Below are 21,538 nucleotides of genomic sequence, written 5' to 3'. Positions count from 1 at the left end.
AATTAGCACGGCTCCTTTATCTGGGACAATAATGTGCAACAGTGCATTTTTCTTAAGGGCGTTTTATTTTCTTCAATAAATGAGAGTAAATATATTCTGGGGCTAATCTCGAGAAAACTCTGCTGACCCTGCTGCTGACAGTTCAGCATGCTTTCCCGCCAGCGGACGGGTTCAACGAGATGTCTGACGAGGTTATCAACGATATTCGCCTTTAAGGTTTCCGCCCGGGCGCTTCGATTCATATAAACCGGAATTTCAGGCGGTTGCAGGGTTAACAGCGAGAACAAATCGTGCATCTCCGCAAGGCCTTCAGCCATCAGCGGAGAGTGCCATGCGCCATTCACGCCTAATTTTGCTGGAATATTTCCACCCGCTGACAGCTGGTGCACAAGGTTTTTTAACGCTGAGGCTTCACCGGAAATAACCTGCCGGTCCGGGGCATTATCACAGGCGATGCTGAGCCTGTCCGTGAGGTTTTGATCCCTGATTAGCTGTTCAAGTTCAGCCCTGCTCACCCCCTGCACATTATACATGGCCCCCTGTGTGATTTTTGCGAGTCGTTGCATTATCGAGGCGCGGGTGACAATCGCCTTAAACAGCGCCTCAAGCGTAAAAACTCCGGCCAGCCACAGGGCTGAATATTCTCCTGCGCTATGACCCGCACATGCCGTCGCATTAAGCGTATGCTGCTCGCGGATCGCCACAACGGAGGCAACGTTTATTGTCGTCACGGCAATTTGCTGATAATACGTTTGCGTCAGCCGGGCCATGGGGCCTTTGAGGCAGAGTTTACGCACATCAAGGCCGGAGATGTCGCTGGCACATTCGTACACCGCTTTGGTGGCTGCGGAGCGATCGAGGATATTTGCCCCCATACCTACCTGCGCGGTGCCCTGGCCAGCAAACAGCACCATCCAGCCGCAACCCTCATTACCAGTAGTATCGTATTCCTGCATAGTGAACATCCTTCTCACCGAATAAGCTGAATTCGCCGGCTGCATTGCCCAGGGCATAATTTGCACCGGCGTACATCTCAAGATTTTCTCTGACCGGGCTGCTGAGCTGAACGCTGGCCAGGCTGCTAAAATCAATGAGGTTTACTGTTACGGAGGTACGCCAGTTCATCACTCCCGTTTCACTGCGGTTGCGGCTGCTGAAGAGCGTCAGGTAGTGCTTGCCCTGTAGCGCCCCCAGCCGTCCTGTCCTGTCGATTTCAGCCGCCATAATATGGGAATAGTAACGAAAGGCGTCGCGTACCTGGGGGAGCGAGGTGATCCAGTTTGCCGGATGATTAAAACCGTCGGTGGCATAGGCTACATCACGGGATAACTGCTGCCAGGCGCTGCGGGAATAGCCCTGGCTCTGACCATAGTATTCCAGGCCAGATTCAATCTGCTGGCTGCTGGAGTAGCGAACGCCGGCGCTGATTTCACCGTTTATGCCTTGAGAACTGCGGACGAAGGGAGCTGATGAAGCATTGGTATCCCAGCTGTACAGCCCTTTGCTGGCCTGGGGAGTAAGATGACGCCAGCTCTGGCCTTTTATCAGCCCGGCTTCGAGATTGAAGGCCCAGTTATCGTTCAGAAGATAGTTACCGCCTGCTGCAAGGCGCTTTTGCGTCCCGGCAAGCAGGGATATCGTCGTCGTGGTGTCGTTCAGGCCGGTCGTCGAATAGCTAAGCAGGTAGCGCGCCTGCGAGTTGGTTCGCTCCAGTGAGGCATCGCGGCCCGTCGTTTTCAGGGTGTTATTTTCATGAGTCAACCCTGGTAGCGCTACCGCGTCCCAGCTGCCGGTAGGCGTAAAAGCGCTGGCAGAAAATCCCCAGGAACCCTCGTCGTAAAAAGCGGGCCAGCTATCGCCCGCAGCATTGACATGAACGCTGCGAAACGCCCCATGAGGATTACGCAGTAAATCCAGCGGCGAAACCGTATAAAGATAGCCATAGCGCCGACGAATTTTCCCGGTATCAATAAAGAGATTGTCCCGCGCGGCCCAGCTTAGCGTGGCCTGGTTAAAAAATATTTTACCCTCGCGGCGACCGTCCTGGAGTGAACCCGGCTGATGGCGGTGCAGGAGGTATTCACCGTTGATTTCACTTTTGAACGTTATGGTCTGTCCCATCCAGCAGTTCAGGGAGACTGACCCATAAACGTTGGCCATCTGATTTTGACGGAAGGCACTGTCTAAACTGTTCCACTGCGTGCTGCCGGTATGGAGCAACACGCCTTCGCCCCCGGCAAAGCCTCGGGGAAATTTGCAGCCCGTGTCTGCCTCAGTGCTCAGCGGCAGGATAACCAGGGCGGTAATCAGAAAGCAGAGGCGTTTCATTGGCTACCTCTGATCAAATAATCTTTCTGGAAATAGCTCTCCGGCAGCGATTCCATAACCATTTCGCTGTAGGCCATGGTGGTCCAGCTATCTTTGCGTAAGGCATCTTCAATAACGATCGTTGCCGGGCGCATCATCCCCTGAACCTGCTGATAATCGCGGTAGCGCGAGCGCTTGATCAGCCGCCCTTCGGTTGAGAGGAAATCAATGCGCTGCGGATGCCAGCTGCCGACTTCCACCCAGTAGAGAATGGCAGGGTAGGGAACCGACGCCCAGCGGCGGGTTAGTGACAGCTTGTAGCACTGGCTGTCACCGCACGCTTCGGTCCCGAGCAGCGTTGAAATATAGGAGTAGTCGAAATCTGCTGCCACCACATCTCCATTGGAAACCTGGCCCAGCAGGCGCTGCTGACGGGAGATGGGGATAGGTCGCCGTAGCTCCGGCGCGTAGTACCACATTTTGTCGAGATCGGAGAGCAGGACCTTGCCTTTATCCCTTGTTGGGGCAACGAAGCGTACCAGCGCGCGCGCCTCGCCCCTTTCCCGCTGCTCATCGGGCTTGTAAAAACGCATTGAAATATCCAGTACCTGCCGTTTATCCAACAGGTCGCGACCGTTTTTGTGTTCGGTTAGCGTCAGGGTATAGCGGAATGGCTGCCCGGGAGCGCGTACCCGGTCTGCACGACGAATAATCTCCCGGGCTTTGCCGTCTTCCTGGGTCAGCTGAGAGAGCTGATCGCGATCCAGCGAAAGAACCTGAGGCGGCGTCTGCGCCAATGCGCAGGCACTGACGTGCAGCATGACCAGCAAAATTATGAATCTGAACATGTCTGCTCCTCAGGCCGTCAGCGATACGCCGAGGTCGGCGACCAGCGTCGTTCCACGGATAGCCGCAGACTGGTCAGAGATCAGAAAAGCGACAATATTGGCAATCTCCTGCGGTTCTATCAGCCAGCGACGCGGAGAGGCCTGATAGCGTGCGTACAGATCCGGCCAGAGTTTTTGCAGATAGGGCGCCATGTCGGTGTTCACCATGCCCGCGCACAAACCGTTGACGCGGATATCTCTGCTATGGAGTTCCACCTCGAGATACCCCACCAGAGACTCAAGAGCGGATTTGATAATGCCCAGCGGGTAGTTCGGCAATACGCGACGGCTGCCCATGCTGGATATCACACATATTGAGCCGCCGGCGGGCATCATTGGGGTAATGTCGTTGACGCAGCTGTTGTTACCAATGATGTTGCTGTTCAGCAGCAGCTTCCAGTCGCTGCGGGTCATTTCGCTGAAGGGCTTGAACGGCGCGCTGGCCGCATTGAGGATGAGATGGTCGATATGCTCTACGCCATCCTGTTTTAGCCGCTTAATCATGTCCGTGATTTCACGAGGCTCACTGATATCGGCCCTGGCCAGCCTGACCGATACGCGACTTGCGGCAGAAGAAGTCAGGAATTGCTGCAATCCCGCCGCGCTTTTTCCCTGGTCCTTTCGATAGTTCAAAATCAGGTCGTAACCCTGCGTGGCTAAACACTGTGCTATCGCCATACCGACCCCGCGGCCAGCACCGGTAATAAATACCGTTTTTCCTTTTTTAGACATATCCCTACTCCATTACAAACTGATAACCCTGATTCAGACAAAACGAAATGCTTCGGCGATAACCAGATTGGCCGCTCGTCGCGAAGGAATAATTGAGGCAATTAACGCAGTGACCAGTGGCAGGGCACAGGAGAACCAGAACAGATGCATATCCCGATCCCACATAACAAAAGCCAGATACCCTCTGGTATATCCCGGGGAGGGCGGCATCGGTACGCCGTTAATATTGATAATCATGGCAACGATCAGGCCTAACCCTACGCTGAGAATGGCACCGATAATGCCGATAATAATCCCCTCGAGAATAAACAGACGGCCGATATAGGCCTTACTCAAACCCAGCGCGCGCAGGGTGGCTATTTCTCGCGTACGTTCAATGACGTTCATCATCAGGGTATTACCGATCATAAATACCACGATGATGCTGACGATAGTTTTAATAAACAGGAATATCCCTTCAAACAGATTAACGACCTGATGATAGAAAATGGCCAGCTCATCCCATGAGTGAGCCTCCAGCGGCAGATTATTTTCTTTAATGAGCGCCCTTACCCGTTGCAGAACGGCCTGAGTCTGACTGGTATCCTGCAGGAGCAAAATTATCTTACTGACGTCCTGCGTTTGCAGCAGGTGCTGCGCGGTCGCAAGGGGAATTTTCACCGCCGTGTCGTCATAATCCTTAATGCCTGAGCGGAAGACGCCGCGAACCTGAGCCGACATTGCATTCTGGCCCCCTTCAGGATTGACGACCAGAAGATCGATCCAGTCGTCGTATCCCGCCGAAAGCATGCTGGAAACGCCGCTGCCCAGCGTGATATTGAGCGGTTTAACCGCCGAGAGATCGCTACCGGAAATAATACTGTCCAGCGCGCCAAGCAGCAGGGACGTTTGCGGTTCAATGCCTACGCCAGCAAAGAAAGTCGAGATGCCTTTATCGTACTGAGAAATAATGCCTGAGAATTCAAGCTGGCCCGTGATGGTTTTCGTCTGCTCAGCAATGAAGGGATCTGCCAGTAATGTCGCCTTAACAGGGGCATAATCCTTGATGGTGAACTGAAGCGACCGGCTATTGCCGTTAGCCATGTAGCCCTGCTGGTAAATCTGTATATGGCCCAGGTTGGTACGAATAGTCTGTTCGCGAAGAGCGTAAAAAGAGTAATCAACAAAACCACCGAAGATAAATACGGCTACCCCTCCTAAGGTAATTGCTATTAGCGTAACGGCGGAACGGCGACGATGGCGGAATAAGTTTAAAAAAGTGTAGCGAATATCCGTCGGCTTCCGCACCAGCGTGATAAATACTATACAGAGTGACCAGACAATCAGAATATTGGCAACCCAAAAAAGAATATTGCTCATGGCTGCGCCTCCAGAAGCGGCACCAGCACATCGAGTATCTCCCCGGACGTCCAGTCGGGAGGCGCACCGGACTGAATGCGGTAGAGCGGTTCTCCTGCGGCCCCCATGGCGCGTAGCGCATTCCATGCCTGCGCTGCTTTTTCAGGCTGATTACAGTTCATCGCCGCGCGTGCCCGCATGAGCGTAAGCATTGGGGTTAGCGAGGTGGGTAGGAGCGGGCTTTGCAGGGCGTTTAAATCCTTATTGGCTACCACACACCGACCACTCTCAGCGGGAACAAACGCATTCATACGCGCCCGCAGGTAGAACTGCAGTGCGTTCTCCGGCTCCTGCTCTGCGGCTTCGTCGATGGCGTAATAGCCCTGTTTCGACAGTTCAGCAGCCCGCATATAGTTCTTTTTCAACATATAATCACCCGCGAGAAAGAGCTGTCCATAGCCACAGAACATTTTTGCCGTGCGGTCCTCAGGCGAGGCGATGAGATGCTGCTGTAACAGGGAGACGGCGCGGTTAAGCTGGCTGGTGTCCCGCTTATCCTTCATCAGCAGCAGCGCCCTGGCCGTGACATTTTTCTCGGCAAGTGGCGCCAGCCGGGTGTCCAGATCCTCTTGCGCAGCACAGACGGTGCCCGTCAGGGCCAGCAACAGCACGATCAGCAGACCGCGTCGCATCAGGGGGGGGTTAGTTAGCATTAACGAAATCATCCTTAATTCTGCCATCCTCAATTTGCACCACGCGCCTGGCCCGATCGCGCAGCAGGGGCGAGTGGGTAGAAATAATGAAGGTCGTTTTCAGTTCATGATTCATCGTCAGGAGCAGATCGATAATCTCTTCACCCGTATGCGTATCCAGGTTGCCCGTCGGTTCGTCGGCCACCACCAGACGCGGTTTTTTTACCAGTGCGCGGGCAATGGCAACGCGCTGTTGCTGACCGCCGGACAATTCGCCTGGCGGACGACGGTAGTGATCGATAAGACCGACTTTTTCAATGATATGCATCACATATTCGCGGGCTTCACTTCGCCGGAACCCATTGAGCATTAGCGGGTAATAGACGTTGTCGAAAACGCTGAGTACCGGCAGCAGATTAAAAAACTGAAAGACAAAGCCTATGGCGTCGGCCCGCAGGGCAGCCATCTGTCTGTCATTCAGCAGGGCAAGGTCCTGCCCCAGCAAAAACACCTTTCCCTTCGTTGGCTCATCAATACCTGCGACCAGATTGAGCAGGGTGCTTTTACCGCTGCCTGAGGGGCCACAGAGCGCGATGAACTCACCGTCATGGATCTCGGTAGTGATAGCCTGCAGGGCGTGAATTGGATTAGCCGCACTGCCGTAGCTTTTACTGGCGTTTTGCAGTATTGCCAGCGGCAGAGCCTGGATGGGTTGAGCAACACTCATAACGTTTTCTCCCTGTTACGTCTCTCTTCATGACCAAACTGCCCGATATCACTCTCCCCACAGGACGCCGCCGCAGGCTGACAGCGCACCAGCCACAGGCTGTGACCTGCGTGCAGGCTACTTATCAGGCCTGGTCCAGCGGGCGCGCCATCGTTATGCCAGAGGTGAAGGCCGAGTGCTGGATTCAGACATCCGCTGTCTCCGTAGTGCGCATAAAGGGGAAGATGTGAGGAAAAAGGCGCGCCAGCACGCTGGTTTATGCTTAGCAGTGCAGGCGTAGGCGGTGCAGTACTGTAGATTTGTGTGCAGTCCGCCGCCTGCCAGCATGCGGTCAGCTGGGCCACGGCGGCGCTGGCCCGTTGCGGCAGGATCCGTCGCGGGCTGACTGAAAGCGTCGGCAGACTGTCCGTCATTCGGCTTACCAGCAGGCAGACATTGCGTTCCACCGCGAACAGGGTATTGCCTCCGCAATGATGACGGGCTTTCCCCGCTGGCCAGCCGAGGGTTTCTGACAGGGTCATTACCGGGTAATGTCGGTGCTGACCGCAGATCACCACGTTGTCCGCCACGCCGCTATGCAGACAGTCCTGTGCCATCTCCAGCGCCAGCAGAAAGCCGTTACGTTCGCCGCGTAATTTGCTGCTGAAAGCCTGGATCTTGTACGTCCAGGCGATTTTTTTCGGCAAAATATCGCAGAAGAGTGAGTCCCGCCAGTTATCAATCGCCTCAAACAGACTGCTTTCACCCCAGGAATCAAAAAAGATCATCGCGTTTTGCGCATTGCGCCGTCGCAGATGCCGCTGCGCCTCGGGGGTGTTCAGCGCCAGATGGCAGGTATCGTTGAAGGCGTGCAGCGCATCGCGCAGATGCGTTTTACGTGGCGTAAGCGGTGCATCACCCCCGAAACGCTGGAACATCCAGTTATGGGTACGAAGGTGCCTGCTGGCATTTTTACAGAGTGAGGCTTCCCAGACATTGTGCCAGCCGGGCCTGAAAAGCACGGGCTGGCTGGTGGGTTCCTGCATCTGCATTGATACCAGACTCATCGGCATGGCTGATGTGGCAATCATACCGTTCTGTCCTGGCCTGAGAGTACGGCGCTGACGATTGAACCCTCCATCCCCATGGCGGTTTTAACGATATGGCGGCCAGGAAGCTGACAGGAGCCCTTATTGGTATGTAACCGCAGTCGGGAGGGCGCGGTTGACGGTAGCTGAGTGTGAAAAGGCAGCAGGCGCCGCTGCTTAAGCGCATCACAGGCCACAATCAAATCCACCAGCGCACTACAGGTTGAAAGATAGCCGATTTGTGCCTTATAGCTGACAACGGGTACGCCTTCCTCGCCCCAGATTTTCCGGATAGCCATGGTTTCGGTATTGTCGCTGATGGGGATGCCGTTGCCGTGGGGGAACAGGCAGCCGACGTCTGCGGCATTGATACCGGCCTGTGCCATCGCCTGCTCTATAGAGTGGACGATGGTGCGAAAATCGCTTATCGCGGCGTTATCACGCATACCGCTGTGCTGATAGCTGACGCTGCTGTCCAGATAGCATTCAGGTTCAAGCCCGGCGCGGCGAGCGATGTTTTCGCTACACATCAGCAGGGCAGCGGCGCCGTTACACATCAGGACGCTGCTGGCATGGCCATTAAAGGGGCTTGCCGCACTCTCACCGAGCATATTTTGTGCTGCAAGAAAAAGCATATCCTGGGTGAGAATATCGACCCATCCCACCACCAGGGCCACGTCTGCCAGCCCACTGCACACAGCGGCGCGGGCAAGGTGCACCGCAGACATTGAGGAGGCGCTGGCGCTGTAAAGGGTGGCAGGGGGGCGGATCAGTTGATAATCCTCTGACAGCGCTTCACTTAGCCTGTCCTGAGCATAGGAGCCTGCATGCAGCTTTTTGATCGCAGGGTAATAGAGCAGATCTTCCGGATCGTTGCGATCCTGGTAGGCTACTACCTCAGAAATGTCGGTACGCAGGCCGTTGCCGACGAGATAAACCCGCACGCGCTCTCCCGCCAGCAGCGCTTTCGTCTGTCCAGCCTCCCGTAGTGCCTGATCGATGACGTTTTTCAGCACCTGCCGCACCTGACGAAAGGTCAGGGCGCAGTGATGCTTCTGCGCCGGAAACGGTGAGTGACGGGGATTGATCGCCATCTTCATCGCCGTCTGCGCTCGCGCGGAGCTAAACCAGGGACGCGAAGGCGTATAGCGACCCGCAGCCAGGGCTGCTATCAGCGAGGGGACGTCGCTGGCAAAGCCACTATAGGTACCACTACCGATCACGGCTACCGGCTGGGAGGTCGTCATGAGCATTTCCTCAGCACGATCGCATAATGATTGCCCCCTTCGGTTGAACCCAGGATTAAGGCAGTATCCACCTGCTGCTGACGGCGTTCAGTAACGAAGTCAATATCATCCACGCAGAAGGATTGCGTATAGGGCAGCGGTGGGATCTCTCCGCGCTGCATAATTTCCGTCACCACAATCAGATTCAGAATTCCCATACAGGACTCAACCGCACCGAACCAGGCGTTGTAGTTCACAAAAGGGATCGTGGCGGCCCGATCGGCAAAGACCTGGCGCACGGCATCAACTTCTGCGCGATCGCTGCTGGTGGTGCCGATGCTTGAGCCACAAATCAGGGAAACGTTATCAATGCTCAACTGAGCCTCTTCCAGCGCCTGACGGATGGCCGTGGCCATGGCCCCGGCGTTGCCCGCGGTATTTTCAACGCTGAAATAGCCGGTATCGTTGGCTTTGCCATAGCCGATGATTTCTGCGAGTACGGGTGCACCCCGTTCCGCCGCCCGCTCCAGATCTTCCAGAAACAGCATCCCCGATCCTTCGCCGGTCAAAAAACCGTTAAAGCGATCGCTATAAATTTGATACGCCTGCGGCGTATCGGTAATTAGCAGGTTGCGATGCAGAGACTGAAGATAAACGGAAAAAGGATTCATTAACTCATCGGCACCGCCGACGATGGTTTCCGGCTGCAAACCCTGGCGAACCAGTTCATAGCCATAGGTCAGGGCGCCCAGGCCGGCGTTGATCCCGGTGGCAAGCGTCGTGTTATAGCCTTTTATTCCTTCCGAAATTGAGCAAAAGGTTGAGATGGCATTCATCAGCGAACCTGGGAATTCAGAGGTGCGCACGTTGTTCGGATCAGGATAGAGGCTGTTGAGATAGCGCTCGACCCGCCTTTGAGGCCCCCGAGACATGCCTAAAATTAAGCCAAGCCGATGGCCGTCACGTCTGATTTTTCGGCCCGCTTCCTTCATCGACTGGGTCAGCGCCAGCAAGGCAAAGGTGCTGACATCATCGGCTTTGCGGGCATCAAAGCGACGCAGGTACTTGCGCGGTTCCATCTCCGTCACCTGATGCTGCCAGGTTTTTCCCTTGAGCTTTTTGCGCCATGCGTCACCATCGCCGTAGCGCTCAAAAAGAAAGGCCTCAACCTCACTCTGTCCCCGAAGATTGGCGATCATGGCTTCAAACAGCTGCTGCGTTTCATCGTCCAGCGTTAACTCAGTGAGGTTTTGCGGTGAGGTTTCCTGCCAGATACGATCCAGCACGGATCGGACGTCGTGTCCCTGTGACGTCACCATCCCACGCCCGGTGATCGCCACCCGACGCGGCCTGTATGCTGTCTCTGGTGCGCTTCCCACGTGAGGCGTGGCGATAACGCAGCAGTTGTTACCGCCAAAGGCGTAATTGTTTTTCATAAACAGGCCAACGTGGCCCTGCTGAAAGTCGTTTGGCACGTAGTTGAGATCGCAGTTGATACGCGGTATGCCGAAGTTCAGCGTCGGCAAAATCAGCTCGTCTGGCAGCGTAAGGAAGCAGGCGATCATCTCAATGATGCCAGCGGCACCGATATTGTGCCCAATATAGGATTTCGTTGAACTGACCGGCAGAGAGGCAATCTGTGGGAACACTTTTTTCATCGCCAGCGTTTCACAGCGATCGTTGGCTTCGGTGCCGGTTCCGTGGGCATTGATATAGTCAATGTCCTCCGGCGCCAGCTGGCCGTTTGCCAGCGCATCGTTCATCACCTGAACGGCGCCCTCCGCTCGCGGATCGGGAGCCGTATCGTGATAGGCGTCCCCGGACGTGGCATACGACACCATTTCGCCATAGATGGTGGCGCCGCGGGCCAGGGCATGCTCGTACTCTTCCAGCAGCAGCGCACCGGCCCCTTCCCCTATCGACATGCCTGCCGTACCTGAAAAGGGGCTGGTGGGCGTGGTTTTCATGGCCTGAAGCGCATAAAAACCGGCGAAGGTGGGCAAATAGATAGGCTCGGTACCAATCACCAGCGCGGTACTGTTTTTATTATTCTGGATCAGGTCAAACGCAATGCCCATCGCGTTGGTACTGGCCGTACAGGCTGTCGCCAGTAGTTCAAAGCCGCCCTTCAGGCCCAGCAGGGAGGATACAATCGCGCTACAGGATGAAAAACAGCCACAAACAATCGCCTTTTTCAGTGAGAAATCATCGGGCTGGTTTTCAAAAAGTGGGATAAAGGCTTCCGTCCCGGCGGAGGAGACGCCGATAATCAGCGCGGTTTTCGCACGCTGTTCTGCCTCCTGCAAACGTGCCGCCTCCAGCGCTTCAAGGCCCACTTTGTAAGCCCACAGAGCCGCGTTATCCAGCGAGGCAATTTGCTCTGGGCTCAGGCCGGGCAGTTCGATCGGTTGCAGTACCTCTGAAGCATTGGCATCGTTGAACCAGCGATGATATTTCTCGCTGGGCCGAATGCCACAGGTCTTATTCAACAGTGCCTGTTTGAACGCCGGCACGTTGCTGGCGATAGATGAAAGCTGCCCCATACCGGTGATCACGACCCGTTTGCGCTGTGTTAGCATTATTTCATTCCCTGAATACTCATTTCCGCCGGGGCGGCAGGCGAAGCCGCTTTTTCCTGTTCTTCACGCTCTTTCTGCCACTCAAACTGCTGCAGGAGATCGCGAGGACGGCGTGTGTCGATATAGCTGTGTTCGGCGGGGTTAATAAGGAAGCTATAGTTGCGGGCGAAAGGAACGGCAGCCGTGCGCAGCGCGATCTCATCGCCGCTGCTGCTGCGGGCCGTAAGATGAGAGAGATCGGCCCAGGCGAATTCGCTGTCGATAAAAAGGCGACCGATGGTTTTATCAATATCAGCAGAGTAGCCGCATTCAATGACCACGCCGACCACCTCTTCATCAAGTAAGACCTCATCGCCAAAGGCGAGCGTCACGGATGGTTGGCCATCAACGCTCATCCCGATCGCGCGGCGATGCGGCCCGGCGTCGAGCCGCCCTTTGAGGGCTTCCATACCGATGAATTCATCTTTGTCATAGCGCACCATCCACTGTAGCTGTAGCTCTATCGGGCAGCGGCTAAGGGACAGCAGTGGGGTGGGGATAAAGCACGGATTTTCGAGCCGCACCTGCTGCTGATAGTCCAGGCCGCCCAGGCAGAGATCGAATTTTTCACCCGCTTCAACCAGCTGCTGCCAGGCATCGGCCAGCGAGGCATAGTCACCAAAAAGTTTATAAGAAAACTCACCGTGCTTACCGGCTCTCAGCAGGATCAGCTCATCACAAACATGCATATGCTCCTGAAAGGGCAGGCCCGCGATGTCCATACCGTAAAGTTCGACCAGCAGCTCCCAGCTGTAGGGACCTTCGATATGCAGTAGCCCCTGGTCATTCAGCGGTATAATCTGTTCAATGTCGTCGAATTCGCCGACGCGCTCGGCCATCAGCGCGGTGATCCTTTCACACAGCGCCTCACTGGTCATCCACTCTGAAAAAAGCAGATAAGACTCTTCGTCGCAGAGGATATACAGGTCGGTAATAATCTGGCCCTGGTCATCCAGCATTAGCGTATACATTGCCTGCTCATCACGAATAGAGGAAACGTCGCCGCTTACCAGAACATTAAGGAGCTCCCAGGCACTCTCTCCGCTGATTTTTGCCTTACCGAAATGGGAATAGTCACAGAGTAAAATATTTTGGCGAACGGCACGATGCTCTTTTTCCGGTGTGTGATAGCGAGCCGGTATTTTAATCCCGTTGCGTTCCGTCATAACGACGTCATTATGCTGGTGTAGTTCAAATAAAAGATTACTCATTTTTATTGCTCCACGCTCGGGACAAAATCGTTGCTATTTACTAAAGCATCGCTGTGCTTTTTCTCAATAATAAAAGAGGTCAGCGTATTTACACTGCGCATATAAGACGGGTCGTCCCCTTCTCCAACGCGGATGCCAAATTTCTTGTCCAGCAACACCAGGAGTTCAGTTGCGTCAACGGAGTCCAGCTTTAATCCGCTGCCAAACAGAGGCGTATCATCATCAATTTGTTCTGGCGTATGATAAAGGTTCAGGCGTTCAATAAGTCCGCGTTTTACGTTGAGCAGTGTTTCTTTGCGTTCCGTGATGGCTGCTTCAAGTTCTGTTCTGTCCATGAGGTCGACTTCTCCATTTTTATTAATTGATCACTGCACCACGATTTTCAGCCCGGGCGCGCTCGACCCGGAAATTGATAATTTTCCCCTGGCTGGCGATATGCCTGCCTACTCGTGCATTAACGTTATAATGATAAAATCCGTGGCTGTCTGACATACTGAGCTGGCTGGTCACCTCAATGGTGTCACCGGGTACAACGACATGTTTGAATTTAAGATCCTGTGCGGCCAGAAAGCCGACAATACGGTGTCTCTCAGCCAGTACCCGTTCTTTCCCTTCCTGCGTATGGAGCGACTGGGAAATATCATCGAATTTTTTTAGTTCGCTGCCGCAAACCTTATAATGCGCCAGACAGTAATCATTTAGCAGGCTGAGATACTCACTTGCCTGACCAAATATCTCTGCAATCATTACGCCGGGCATTACCGGGTTATCCGGGAAATGCCCATTGATATAGGGATCGTTAAAAGAGACATGCTTCATTACGGTAATCGTGCCATTTTCTCCAGGCCTGAAATCAGTGATGCGATCTACCATAAATATCGGTGAGCGCCACGCGCCCATCTTCAGAAGCAGCTGCGGTGAGACAAGGCTTTTACTGTTTTTCACTCGTGTAATCCTTTATTCGCTATCGCATAATCAGACCGCCGTCGACGGTCAGCGTCTGACCGACGATGTAGCTGGCCTCGGAGGAGCTTAAAAACGTCGCAACGCTGGCGACCTCATCAACGCTCCCCTGACGGCGAAGGGGGATCGCCGTCATTATTGAGCGCATGATCTGACGAGGGACTTTTTTCACCATACGGGAATCAATCACGCCAGGGGCAATGGCATTCACCCGGATCCCACGGGTGGCAAACTCAGCGGCCAGCGTGCGCGTAAAGCCAATCACGCCCGCTTTTGCCGCGCTGTAGTTGGTCTGTCCAAAGCTGGCGGTAATACCGGCGACGGAGGCGATATTAACGATGGTGGCCGCGTCAGCCAGACTCAGTAACCGAATCATCGCCTTACAGATATTGAAAGTGCCGTAGAGATTTGTCTGCATAACGTCGTCGAACATTTGCCAGTTCATCTCTGAAAAGAGCGTATCCCTGCACAGGCCTGCGTTATTTACCAGAATATGCAGCTCTTCGATCTTTTCGCCGATAGCGTTAGCAAGCTGCCCGACTTCGTCGCGTTGGGTAATATCACACTGGCAGAGTTCCAGACGCGCAGCCTGCGGATGCGTATTTTTGAGCTCCTGCAGCTGCTGCGGGTTATTTTTATAAACGGCGTAGACATTACACTCCTGACGTAGAAAATGTCGGCAAATAGCGATGCCGATATCGCCACTGGCGCCGGTAACCACAACATTTTTATCAGCAAGATTGGGATAAATAACCATTAATATTCTCCGGTGCTTAGCTCAGTGCGGCTACAGCCACCGCATAGGTGGAACAGTGCGAAATACTTAAGGTTGCCGACTGAATTTTTTTTTCACTCGCCAGCCTCAAAAATTCCCCACTGAAGTGATAGCGGGGACATCCGTGTTCATCATGAACGATTTCTATATCGTGAAAGGAGATGCCATGGCGAAATCCCAGCCCCAGTGCTTTAACGGCCGCTTCTTTCGCTGCCCAAAAACCGGCAAATCGCTCAGTATTATCCCGTACTGGTTCCAGATATACTCTTTCCTGTGTCGTGAGTACGCGAGAAATAAATGCTTCACCGCTGTTTGTAAGAGCGCCTGCGAGACGATCTATGGCGACTATATCCACACCAAGATTCACCGATCTGCTTATCCTTTAATTTCCCCACTTGTGCTTAATGATTTTATTCTCTCATCACTATTTAACCTGTGGGGCGTTCATATGTGTTTTTTTAAGTACCTTGTTAATTTTCGTCAAACACTACAGGGCATTTATAGCGTTAACAAAGAGGCGTTGGGAGCTTTTAAAAACGAGCCTGTAACCGCCACCTGCTTTTATGAAAATCATTCAGACGGCACTGGTGATATTTTTCCAGTTTTAATTATGCCTGTGGTTATTTATATAGTGCCTGAAAAATGGCATGATAATTAATCGGTGGATAAATTTGAGACGCATTTCAACACAGGGCGTACGATCGTGAAATAGAAAAAAATTTAAATAAAGAGGCGCGGAATATTATTGAGATATGAGGCGTGAGTATTGAAAAAAGGGCAGTTAATACTGCCCTGGGGGGAATAATCAGTGACTGAAGGGATTGCGGCGGGTGCTGACCGGTGCGCTACGATGAACCGCTGCAGGTGCTGCTGCTGTGTCGCCCGTATCAGCAGCGGTTTTTTGCACTGCCGATGAGGTATCGCCACTGTTAGCGGAGGCATTTTGCTGCGGCGTTTCAGGCGCGACGGTTTCGGGCGACGTTGGAACATCTTTACCCAGACGGCTGTTCAGCGACTGCAAATCCTGCTCGTTTAGCGTACCCAGCGCTGATTTGATATTCAGCTGGTTGATCATGTAGCTGTAGCGGGCATTGGCAAGCTGCTGCTTCGCGTTATACAGGGTTGAGGTCGCATCCAGCACGTCCACGATCGTGCGGGTACCAACCTGATAACCGGCTTCCATCGCATCCAGAGAGCTTTGAGCGGAAACCACCGCCTGCTTATAGGCTTCGATGCTGCTGATAGAGGCATTCACGTTGTTGAATGACGAACGAACGGTCTGAACCGCCGAACGGTGCGCGCTCTCAAGCTGCTCGCTGGAGGAGACGAAAGCATACTGCGCCTGTTTCACCTGTGAAGTGACCGAGCCGCCGCTATACAGCGGCAGGGAGAAGCTCAGGCCCACCTGGTTAGATCCACTGATATTATCAGTGGTCGAGGTGGTACGTTCTGCGTAGCGGCCGCCGTATTTGCTATTGGTCAGGCCGGTAGAGGCCGTCAGATCCACCGTCGGCATATGACCGGTTTCCGCCAGGCGAATCTCTTCACGAGACAGATCCTGAGTCAGACGCGCGGAGAGCAGGCTCAGGTTGCGGCTTTCCGCTTCCTTCAGCAGCGCGTTAACCGGCTGAGGTTTCTCGGTTCTGAAACTGTCAACGTTCAGCGAGGCCAGGCTTGGGTAGTAGTTGCCGGTGACCTGACGCAGCGTTTCCACGTTGTTATCCAGCGCATTACGCGCGGTCACTTCGTTGGCCAGCACGGTGTCGTACTGTGAGCGGGCATTCTGCACGTCGGTAATCGCGACCAGACCCACGTTAAAGCGCTGGGTGGTCTGATCGAGCTGGCGGTAGATTGACTGTTTCTGCGCTTCGATATAGGAGAGCGTATCAATGGCGTTCAGCACGTTAAAATAGGCGGTCGCCGTGTTCAGAATCAGCGTTTGCTGTGCATTCTGATAGGTGACATCCTGAATGCCCGCCTGCTTCTCCTGCAGGGTCAGGGCGCGCCATTTTGACATATCAAAAATGGTTTGCGTAAGCTGTAGCGAGCCGCTGGCCGTTTTAGAGTGCAGGCCACTGCTGTCGCGATATCCATTATTATAAGTATAATCAGCACCCAGACCGAGCTGGGGAAGCAGTGGGCTACGCGCTTCGTTGATTTTCTCAAAGGCCGCATCGCGGTCGGCTGCAGAACTGCGCAGATCGGGGTTAGACAACCGGGCCTGCTGATAAACCTGCAGCAGGTTCTCCGCCTGACTGCCGACGCTGAAGCCGCCCAGACTCAGGCCGATAAGTAACGGGAGCAGTTTCTTCATTTGCATTCCTTGTAGTGCAGCAAAATTGCTATGGTAGCGCTGACGTAAGCCAAAAAATAATCGCCGATTTTAACGAGTACACGGAAGAGATAAGTTGGCTGAACGTGCCATGTTGCCTTAATTTACTCAAATAATTCATTAAGAACCACACTCTCAGCGAATTCGGGAATTTTTTCTCGATTTTGCCACTCACTCCGACGGGAGAGGAACGATGGAAAACGACAAAAAATACCCAGTGACTTTCACCAAAAACGATGTAGAAATTATTGCACGTGAGACACTCTACAGTGGTTTTTTTTCGCTGACGCGCTACCGTTTTCGCCACCGTATGTTCAACGGTGAGATGAGTGGCGAGGTAAAAAGAGAGGTCTTTGAACGCGGGCATGCAGCGGTACTGCTACCCTATGACCCGGTAAGGGATGAAGTGGTCCTGATTGAACAGATACGCATTCCCGTCTGGGAAAGCAGTTCTACACCCTGGCTGTTAGAATTAGTCGCCGGTATCATAGAACCCGGCGAGACGCCGGAAGATGTTGTGCGCCGTGAGGCGCAGGAAGAAGCCGGATTAACGCCGGGGCGGGTCAGGCCGGTACTCAGTTATCTGGCCAGCCCGGGCGGCACCAGCGAAAGGCTGGCGATTTTGGTAGGTGAAGTGGATGCCAGCGTGGCTCAGGGAAACCACGGTCTGGAGGAAGAGAATGAGGATATTCTTGTCCATGTGGTCAGCCGCAGTCAGGCGTACCGCTGGGTAGAGGAGGGTAAAATAGATAACGCGGCCTCGGTCATCGCCCTGCAATGGCTGGAACTGCACCACAAAACGCTAAGAGAAGAGTGGAAACCCGAATGATTAAGCGCTACACACCTGATTTCCCTGAAATGATGCGGATCTGCGAAACTAATTTCGCTCAGCTGCGTCGCCTGCTGCCGAAAAACGACCAGGCGGGTGAATCAGTGACCTATCAGGTTAACGACGCCCGTTACTCGGTAACGATTCAGGAGTCGACGCGCTACACCACGCTGGTAGAGATTAAACAAACCTTCCCGGCGGTGAGTTACTGGAGCCTGCCTGCGCTGTCCGTTCGCCTTTACCACGACGCTATGGTAGCGGAAGTGTGTTCAACCCAGCAGATCTTTCGCTTTAAAGCGCGCTATGATTATCCTAATAAAAAGCTCCATCAGCGTGATGAAAAGCATCAAATAAACCAGTTCCTGGCGGACTGGTTGCGCTACTGTTTAGCGCATGGCGCGATGGCCGTACCGGTTTGTTGAGTCGCTGACAAGGCAAGCGGAGATGGCGTTAACCCTAAGGACTTTGATTGGATAGCCTGTTAAAACTTCCTGTAACGAGTGGGGCAGAGGCAAGGATATTGCAGATAACGGACACCCACCTGTTTGCCGGTAAAAACGAAACGCTGCTGGGTGTGAACACCTGGGCCAGCTTTGACGCCGTACTGGAAGCCATTCTGGCAGGTGCGCGTCAATACGATTTGATCGTCGCAACGGGCGATCTGGCGCAGGATCATACGGTTGAAGCCTATCAGCATTTTGCTGAGGGCATCGCGCGTCTGCCAGCGCCCTGCGTCTGGCTGCCGGGCAATCATGATTTCCAACCCGCTATGTTCAGCACCTTTGCCAGTGCGCAAATCGCCGATGAAAAGCAGGTGCTGATCGGCGATAGCTGGCAGCTGCTGCTGCTGGACAGTCAGGTTTATGGCGTGCCGCACGGTGAACTCAGCGAGTATCAGCTGGAGTGGTTGGAAAATGCGCTGGCGGCGTATCCTCAGCGCCATCACCTGATCCTGCTGCACCATCATCCGCAGCCCTCAGGCTGTAGCTGGCTCGATCAGCACAGCCTGCGCAATGCGCATATGCTTGATGCCATACTCCAGCGCTATCCGCTGGCGAAGACGTTGATCTGTGGCCATATCCATCAGGAACTCGATCTCGACTGGAATGGTCGGCGTCTGCTGGCCACGCCCTCAACCTGCGTACAGTTCAAACCGCACTGCACCAGCTTTACCATTGATTCCGAGGCACCGGGCTGGCGCTGGCTGGATCTCTTTGCGGACGGGCGGGTTGAAACCGTGACTGAGCGGCTGCAAACCCGGACATTCATCCCGAATCTCGATTCTGAAGGGTACTGACTGATGGCCACGCTGCTCTATCTTCACGGTTTTAACAGCTCACCTGCCTCGGCCAAGGCGACGCTGTTCGGCCAGTGGCTACGGGCGCAGCATCCCGCGATTCGCTTTCTGGTTCCGCAGCTGCCTGCTTTCCCGGCTGACGCAGGCGCACTGCTAGAGGAGCAGGTGCTCGCTCTGTCGGGTGAGCCGCTGGGCATTGTCGGCTCGTCGCTGGGCGGGTATTACGCCACCTGGCTTTCCCAGCGATTTGGCTTACCGGCCGTGGTGGTCAATCCCGCCGTGCGGCCATTTGAGCTGCTGACGGATTATCTTGGCGACAACGAGAACCCATACACCGGCCAGCAATATGTGTTAGAGTCTCGCCATATTTACGATCTGAAAGCGATGCAGATTGACCCGTTAACGTCGCCGGATCTGCTCTGGCTTATCCAGCAAACGGGTGATGAAGTGCTCGATTACCGCCAGGCTCTGGACTATTACAGCCCCTGCCGCCAGACGGTGGAAGAGGGCGGAAATCACGCTTTTATCGGATTCGAACGCCATTTCTCCCCGATTCTCGACTTCCTGGGCTTATCTTCCGCCTGAAGTGAAGCGCGGAGGCAGGCCACTCTTTTTTAGCCACCAATCAGATTTATACGATGACTCAATCCAGCTACAACGCTGACTCCATTGAGGTACTCAGCGGCCTTGAACCCGTTCGTCGCCGTCCGGGAATGTACACCGATACGTCACGTCCAAACCATTTAGGTCAGGAAGTGATCGATAACAGCGTCGATGAGGCGCTGGCCGGCCATGCCAAACGCATTGAGGTTATCCTTCATGCCGATCAGTCGCTCGAAGTGACGGACGACGGGCGCGGTATGCCTGTCGATATTCACCCGGAAGAGGGTGTGCCCGCCGTTGAGCTGATCTTCTGCCGCCTGCATGCGGGCGGCAAATTCTCAAACAAAAACTATCAGTTCTCCGGTGGCCTGCACGGCGTGGGGATCTCGGTGGTGAATGCCCTTTCAACCCGCGTTGAAGTTACCGTCCGCCGCAATGCGGAAGTGTACGAAATGGCATTTGAGAACGGCGATAAGGTTGAGGATCTCCGCGTAACGGGCACGGTAGGCAAGCGTAACACCGGCACCCGCGTCCGCTTCTGGCCGGATGTTTCCTTCTTTGACAGCCCGCGTTTCTCCGTCTCGCGGATGAGCCATCTGCTCAAGGCGAAAGCGGTGCTTTGCCCCGGCGTTGAAATTGTCTTTAAAGACAAGGTCAATAATACCGAGCAGAGCTGGTGCTACGCCGATGGTTTGACGGACTACCTGTGTGAAGCGGTCAACGGTCTGCCGACCCTGCCGGAAAGGCCCTTTGTCGGCAGTTTTTCCGGTGACGTCGAGGCGGTTGACTGGGCGCTGCTGTGGCTGCCGGAGGGCGGGGAACTGCTGACGGAGAGCTACGTTAACCTGATCCCGACCATGCAGGGCGGTACGCACGTCAACGGCCTGCGCCAGGGCCTGCTGGATGCGATGCGCGAATTCTGCGAATTCCGCAACATTCTGCCGCGCGGCGTTAAGCTGTCGGCGGAGGATATCTGGGATCGCTGCGCCTATGTGCTGTCGGTCAAGATGCAGGATCCGCAGTTTGCCGGGCAGACCAAAGAGCGCCTCTCTTCACGGCAGTGCGCCGCCTTTGTTTCCGGCGTGGTGAAGGATGCTTTCAGCCTGTGGCTTAACCAGAACGTGCAGGCGGCCGAGCAGCTGGCCGAGCTGGCCATCTCCAGCGCGCAGCGCCGTATGCGCGCGGCTAAAAAAGTGGTGCGTAAAAAGCTGACCAGCGGCCCGGCCCTGCCCGGCAAGCTGGCTGACTGTAGCGCTCAGGATCTCAACCGCACCGAGCTGTTTCTGGTCGAAGGGGATTCAGCGGGTGGCTCGGCGAAGCAGGCGCGCGACCGCGAATATCAGGCGATCATGCCGCTGAAGGGGAAGATCCTCAATACCTGGGAAGTCTCTTCTGACGAAGTGCTGGCCTCTCAGGAAGTGCATGATATCTCGGTGGCGATCGGTATCGATCCCGACAGTGAGGATATGAGCCAGCTGCGCTACGGCAAGATCTGCATTCTCGCGGATGCGGACTCGGATGGCCTGCACATCGCCACGCTGCTCTGTGCGCTGTTTATGCGCCACTTCCGCGCGCTGGTGAAAAATGGTCACGTTTACGTCGCCATGCCGCCGCTGTACCGCATCGACCTGGGTAAAGAGGTGTATTACGCGCTGGATGAGGAAGAGAAAGCCGGCATCCTCGATCAGCTCAAGCGTAAAAAGGGTAAACCCAACGTGCAGCGCTTTAAAGGGCTGGGCGAGATGAACCCGCTGCAGCTGCGTGAAACCACGCTCGATCCCAATACCCGCCGTCTGGTACAGCTGACGGTGAGCGATGAGGATGTCGATCAGACGCTGGCGGTGATGGATATGCTGCTGGCGAAAAAACGCTCGGAAGACCGGCGTAACTGGCTGCAGGAAAAAGGCGATACCGCCGAAATCGAGGTATAAGAC

At 54.6% G+C, this 21,538-nt stretch carries 22 protein-coding genes; 6 read left to right on the top strand and 16 right to left on the bottom strand.

Translation table 11 applies throughout. From position 1 onward, the window contains the following. Nucleotides 1–2: 2 nt before the first annotated feature. The 15 genes from AAGR22_RS18835 to acpS form a co-directional block, all read right to left on the bottom strand. Complete coding sequence (locus AAGR22_RS18835; protein ID WP_345828998.1) at nucleotides 3–956, bottom strand: ACP S-malonyltransferase; 954 nt, start codon at nucleotides 954–956, stop codon at nucleotides 3–5. Further along, nucleotides 931–2,328, bottom strand: coding sequence for a hypothetical protein (locus AAGR22_RS18830; RefSeq protein WP_345828996.1), 1,398 nt, complete (start codon nucleotides 2,326–2,328; stop codon nucleotides 931–933). The genes AAGR22_RS18835 and AAGR22_RS18830 overlap by 26 nt, the downstream gene beginning before the upstream one ends. Next, nucleotides 2,325–3,155 carry an outer membrane lipoprotein-sorting protein gene (locus tag AAGR22_RS18825; RefSeq protein ID WP_345828994.1) on the bottom strand — a complete coding sequence of 277 codons (831 nt, stop codon included), beginning with the start codon at nucleotides 3,153–3,155 and terminating at the stop codon, nucleotides 2,325–2,327. The genes AAGR22_RS18830 and AAGR22_RS18825 overlap by 4 nt, the downstream gene beginning before the upstream one ends. Nucleotides 3,156–3,164: 9 nt before the next feature. Next, the gene (locus tag AAGR22_RS18820; RefSeq protein WP_067706189.1) at nucleotides 3,165–3,926 is read right to left on the bottom strand and encodes an SDR family oxidoreductase; all 762 of its coding nucleotides are present in this window, start codon (nucleotides 3,924–3,926) and stop codon (nucleotides 3,165–3,167) included. 33 nt (nucleotides 3,927–3,959) lie between these two features. After that, nucleotides 3,960–5,285: an FtsX-like permease family protein gene (locus AAGR22_RS18815; protein WP_345828992.1), complete on the bottom strand. Its 1,326-nt coding sequence runs from the start codon at nucleotides 5,283–5,285 to the stop codon at nucleotides 3,960–3,962. After that, entirely contained in the window at nucleotides 5,282–5,977 is a 696-nt protein-coding gene (locus AAGR22_RS18810) for a hypothetical protein (protein WP_345828990.1), read from the bottom strand. Before AAGR22_RS18810 ends, AAGR22_RS18815 begins: the two co-directional genes overlap by 4 nt. Beyond that, complete coding sequence (locus tag AAGR22_RS18805; protein WP_345828988.1) at nucleotides 5,967–6,683, bottom strand: ABC transporter ATP-binding protein; 717 nt, start codon at nucleotides 6,681–6,683, stop codon at nucleotides 5,967–5,969. Before AAGR22_RS18805 ends, AAGR22_RS18810 begins: the two co-directional genes overlap by 11 nt. Beyond that, nucleotides 6,680–7,753, bottom strand: coding sequence for a hypothetical protein (locus AAGR22_RS18800; RefSeq protein WP_345828986.1), 1,074 nt, complete (start codon nucleotides 7,751–7,753; stop codon nucleotides 6,680–6,682). The genes AAGR22_RS18805 and AAGR22_RS18800 overlap by 4 nt, the downstream gene beginning before the upstream one ends. Further along, nucleotides 7,750–8,997 carry a beta-ketoacyl synthase N-terminal-like domain-containing protein gene (locus AAGR22_RS18795; RefSeq protein ID WP_345828984.1) on the bottom strand — a complete coding sequence of 416 codons (1,248 nt, stop codon included), beginning with the start codon at nucleotides 8,995–8,997 and terminating at the stop codon, nucleotides 7,750–7,752. The genes AAGR22_RS18800 and AAGR22_RS18795 overlap by 4 nt, the downstream gene beginning before the upstream one ends. Further along, the gene (locus AAGR22_RS18790) at nucleotides 8,994–11,555 is read right to left on the bottom strand and encodes a beta-ketoacyl-[acyl-carrier-protein] synthase family protein (RefSeq protein ID WP_345828982.1); all 2,562 of its coding nucleotides are present in this window, start codon (nucleotides 11,553–11,555) and stop codon (nucleotides 8,994–8,996) included. Before AAGR22_RS18790 ends, AAGR22_RS18795 begins: the two co-directional genes overlap by 4 nt. Further along, nucleotides 11,555–12,805, bottom strand: a complete 1,251-nt coding sequence (locus tag AAGR22_RS18785; RefSeq protein ID WP_345828980.1) for an aminomethyl transferase family protein — start codon at nucleotides 12,803–12,805, stop codon at nucleotides 11,555–11,557. Before AAGR22_RS18785 ends, AAGR22_RS18790 begins: the two co-directional genes overlap by 1 nt. Nucleotides 12,806–12,807: 2 nt before the next feature. Further along, entirely contained in the window at nucleotides 12,808–13,140 is a 333-nt protein-coding gene (locus AAGR22_RS18780) for a phosphopantetheine-binding protein (RefSeq protein ID WP_345828978.1), read from the bottom strand. A gap of 22 nt (nucleotides 13,141–13,162) precedes the next feature. Next, nucleotides 13,163–13,705, bottom strand: a complete 543-nt coding sequence (locus AAGR22_RS18775) for a 3-hydroxyacyl-ACP dehydratase FabZ family protein (RefSeq protein WP_067706352.1) — start codon at nucleotides 13,703–13,705, stop codon at nucleotides 13,163–13,165. Between the two features lie 64 nt (nucleotides 13,706–13,769). Beyond that, nucleotides 13,770–14,525, bottom strand: a complete 756-nt coding sequence (locus AAGR22_RS18770; RefSeq protein WP_345828977.1) for an SDR family NAD(P)-dependent oxidoreductase — start codon at nucleotides 14,523–14,525, stop codon at nucleotides 13,770–13,772. A gap of 16 nt (nucleotides 14,526–14,541) precedes the next feature. Next, the gene (gene acpS, locus AAGR22_RS18765; protein ID WP_345828975.1) at nucleotides 14,542–14,910 is read right to left on the bottom strand and encodes a holo-ACP synthase; all 369 of its coding nucleotides are present in this window, start codon (nucleotides 14,908–14,910) and stop codon (nucleotides 14,542–14,544) included. Between the two features lie 81 nt (nucleotides 14,911–14,991). Between acpS and AAGR22_RS18760 the strand changes: the two genes are divergently transcribed. Continuing rightward, nucleotides 14,992–15,201, top strand: coding sequence for a hypothetical protein (locus tag AAGR22_RS18760; protein WP_345828973.1), 210 nt, complete (start codon nucleotides 14,992–14,994; stop codon nucleotides 15,199–15,201). A 147-nt stretch (nucleotides 15,202–15,348) separates the two neighbouring features. Here AAGR22_RS18760 and tolC read toward each other — a convergent pair whose 3' ends face one another. Further along, complete coding sequence (gene tolC / locus AAGR22_RS18755) at nucleotides 15,349–16,857, bottom strand: outer membrane channel protein TolC (protein WP_345828971.1); 1,509 nt, start codon at nucleotides 16,855–16,857, stop codon at nucleotides 15,349–15,351. A gap of 211 nt (nucleotides 16,858–17,068) precedes the next feature. Here tolC and nudF point away from each other — a divergent pair, with 211 nt between their 5' ends. Genes nudF through parE form a run of 5 tightly spaced genes read left to right on the top strand, consistent with a single transcriptional unit; the run spans nucleotide 17,069 to nucleotide 21,535 of the window. Continuing rightward, complete coding sequence (nudF, locus tag AAGR22_RS18750) at nucleotides 17,069–17,704, top strand: ADP-ribose diphosphatase (protein ID WP_345828969.1); 636 nt, start codon at nucleotides 17,069–17,071, stop codon at nucleotides 17,702–17,704. Beyond that, nucleotides 17,701–18,126, top strand: coding sequence for a DUF1249 family protein (locus tag AAGR22_RS18745; RefSeq protein WP_067706219.1), 426 nt, complete (start codon nucleotides 17,701–17,703; stop codon nucleotides 18,124–18,126). Before nudF ends, AAGR22_RS18745 begins: the two co-directional genes overlap by 4 nt. A 47-nt stretch (nucleotides 18,127–18,173) precedes the next feature. After that, nucleotides 18,174–19,001 carry a 3',5'-cyclic-AMP phosphodiesterase gene (cpdA, locus tag AAGR22_RS18740; protein ID WP_067706221.1) on the top strand — a complete coding sequence of 276 codons (828 nt, stop codon included), beginning with the start codon at nucleotides 18,174–18,176 and terminating at the stop codon, nucleotides 18,999–19,001. Nucleotides 19,002–19,004: 3 nt separating this feature from the next. Then, nucleotides 19,005–19,586, top strand: a complete 582-nt coding sequence (gene yqiA / locus AAGR22_RS18735; RefSeq protein ID WP_067706223.1) for an esterase YqiA — start codon at nucleotides 19,005–19,007, stop codon at nucleotides 19,584–19,586. Between the two features lie 53 nt (nucleotides 19,587–19,639). Beyond that, the gene (gene parE / locus AAGR22_RS18730) at nucleotides 19,640–21,535 is read left to right on the top strand and encodes a DNA topoisomerase IV subunit B (RefSeq protein WP_067706225.1); all 1,896 of its coding nucleotides are present in this window, start codon (nucleotides 19,640–19,642) and stop codon (nucleotides 21,533–21,535) included. Nucleotides 21,536–21,538 lie beyond the last annotated feature (3 nt).

The organism is Erwinia sp. HDF1-3R (assembly GCF_039621855.1).
Taxonomy (GTDB): domain Bacteria; phylum Pseudomonadota; class Gammaproteobacteria; order Enterobacterales; family Enterobacteriaceae; genus Erwinia.
This window is presented reverse-complemented; position numbering and strand designations above follow the sequence as displayed.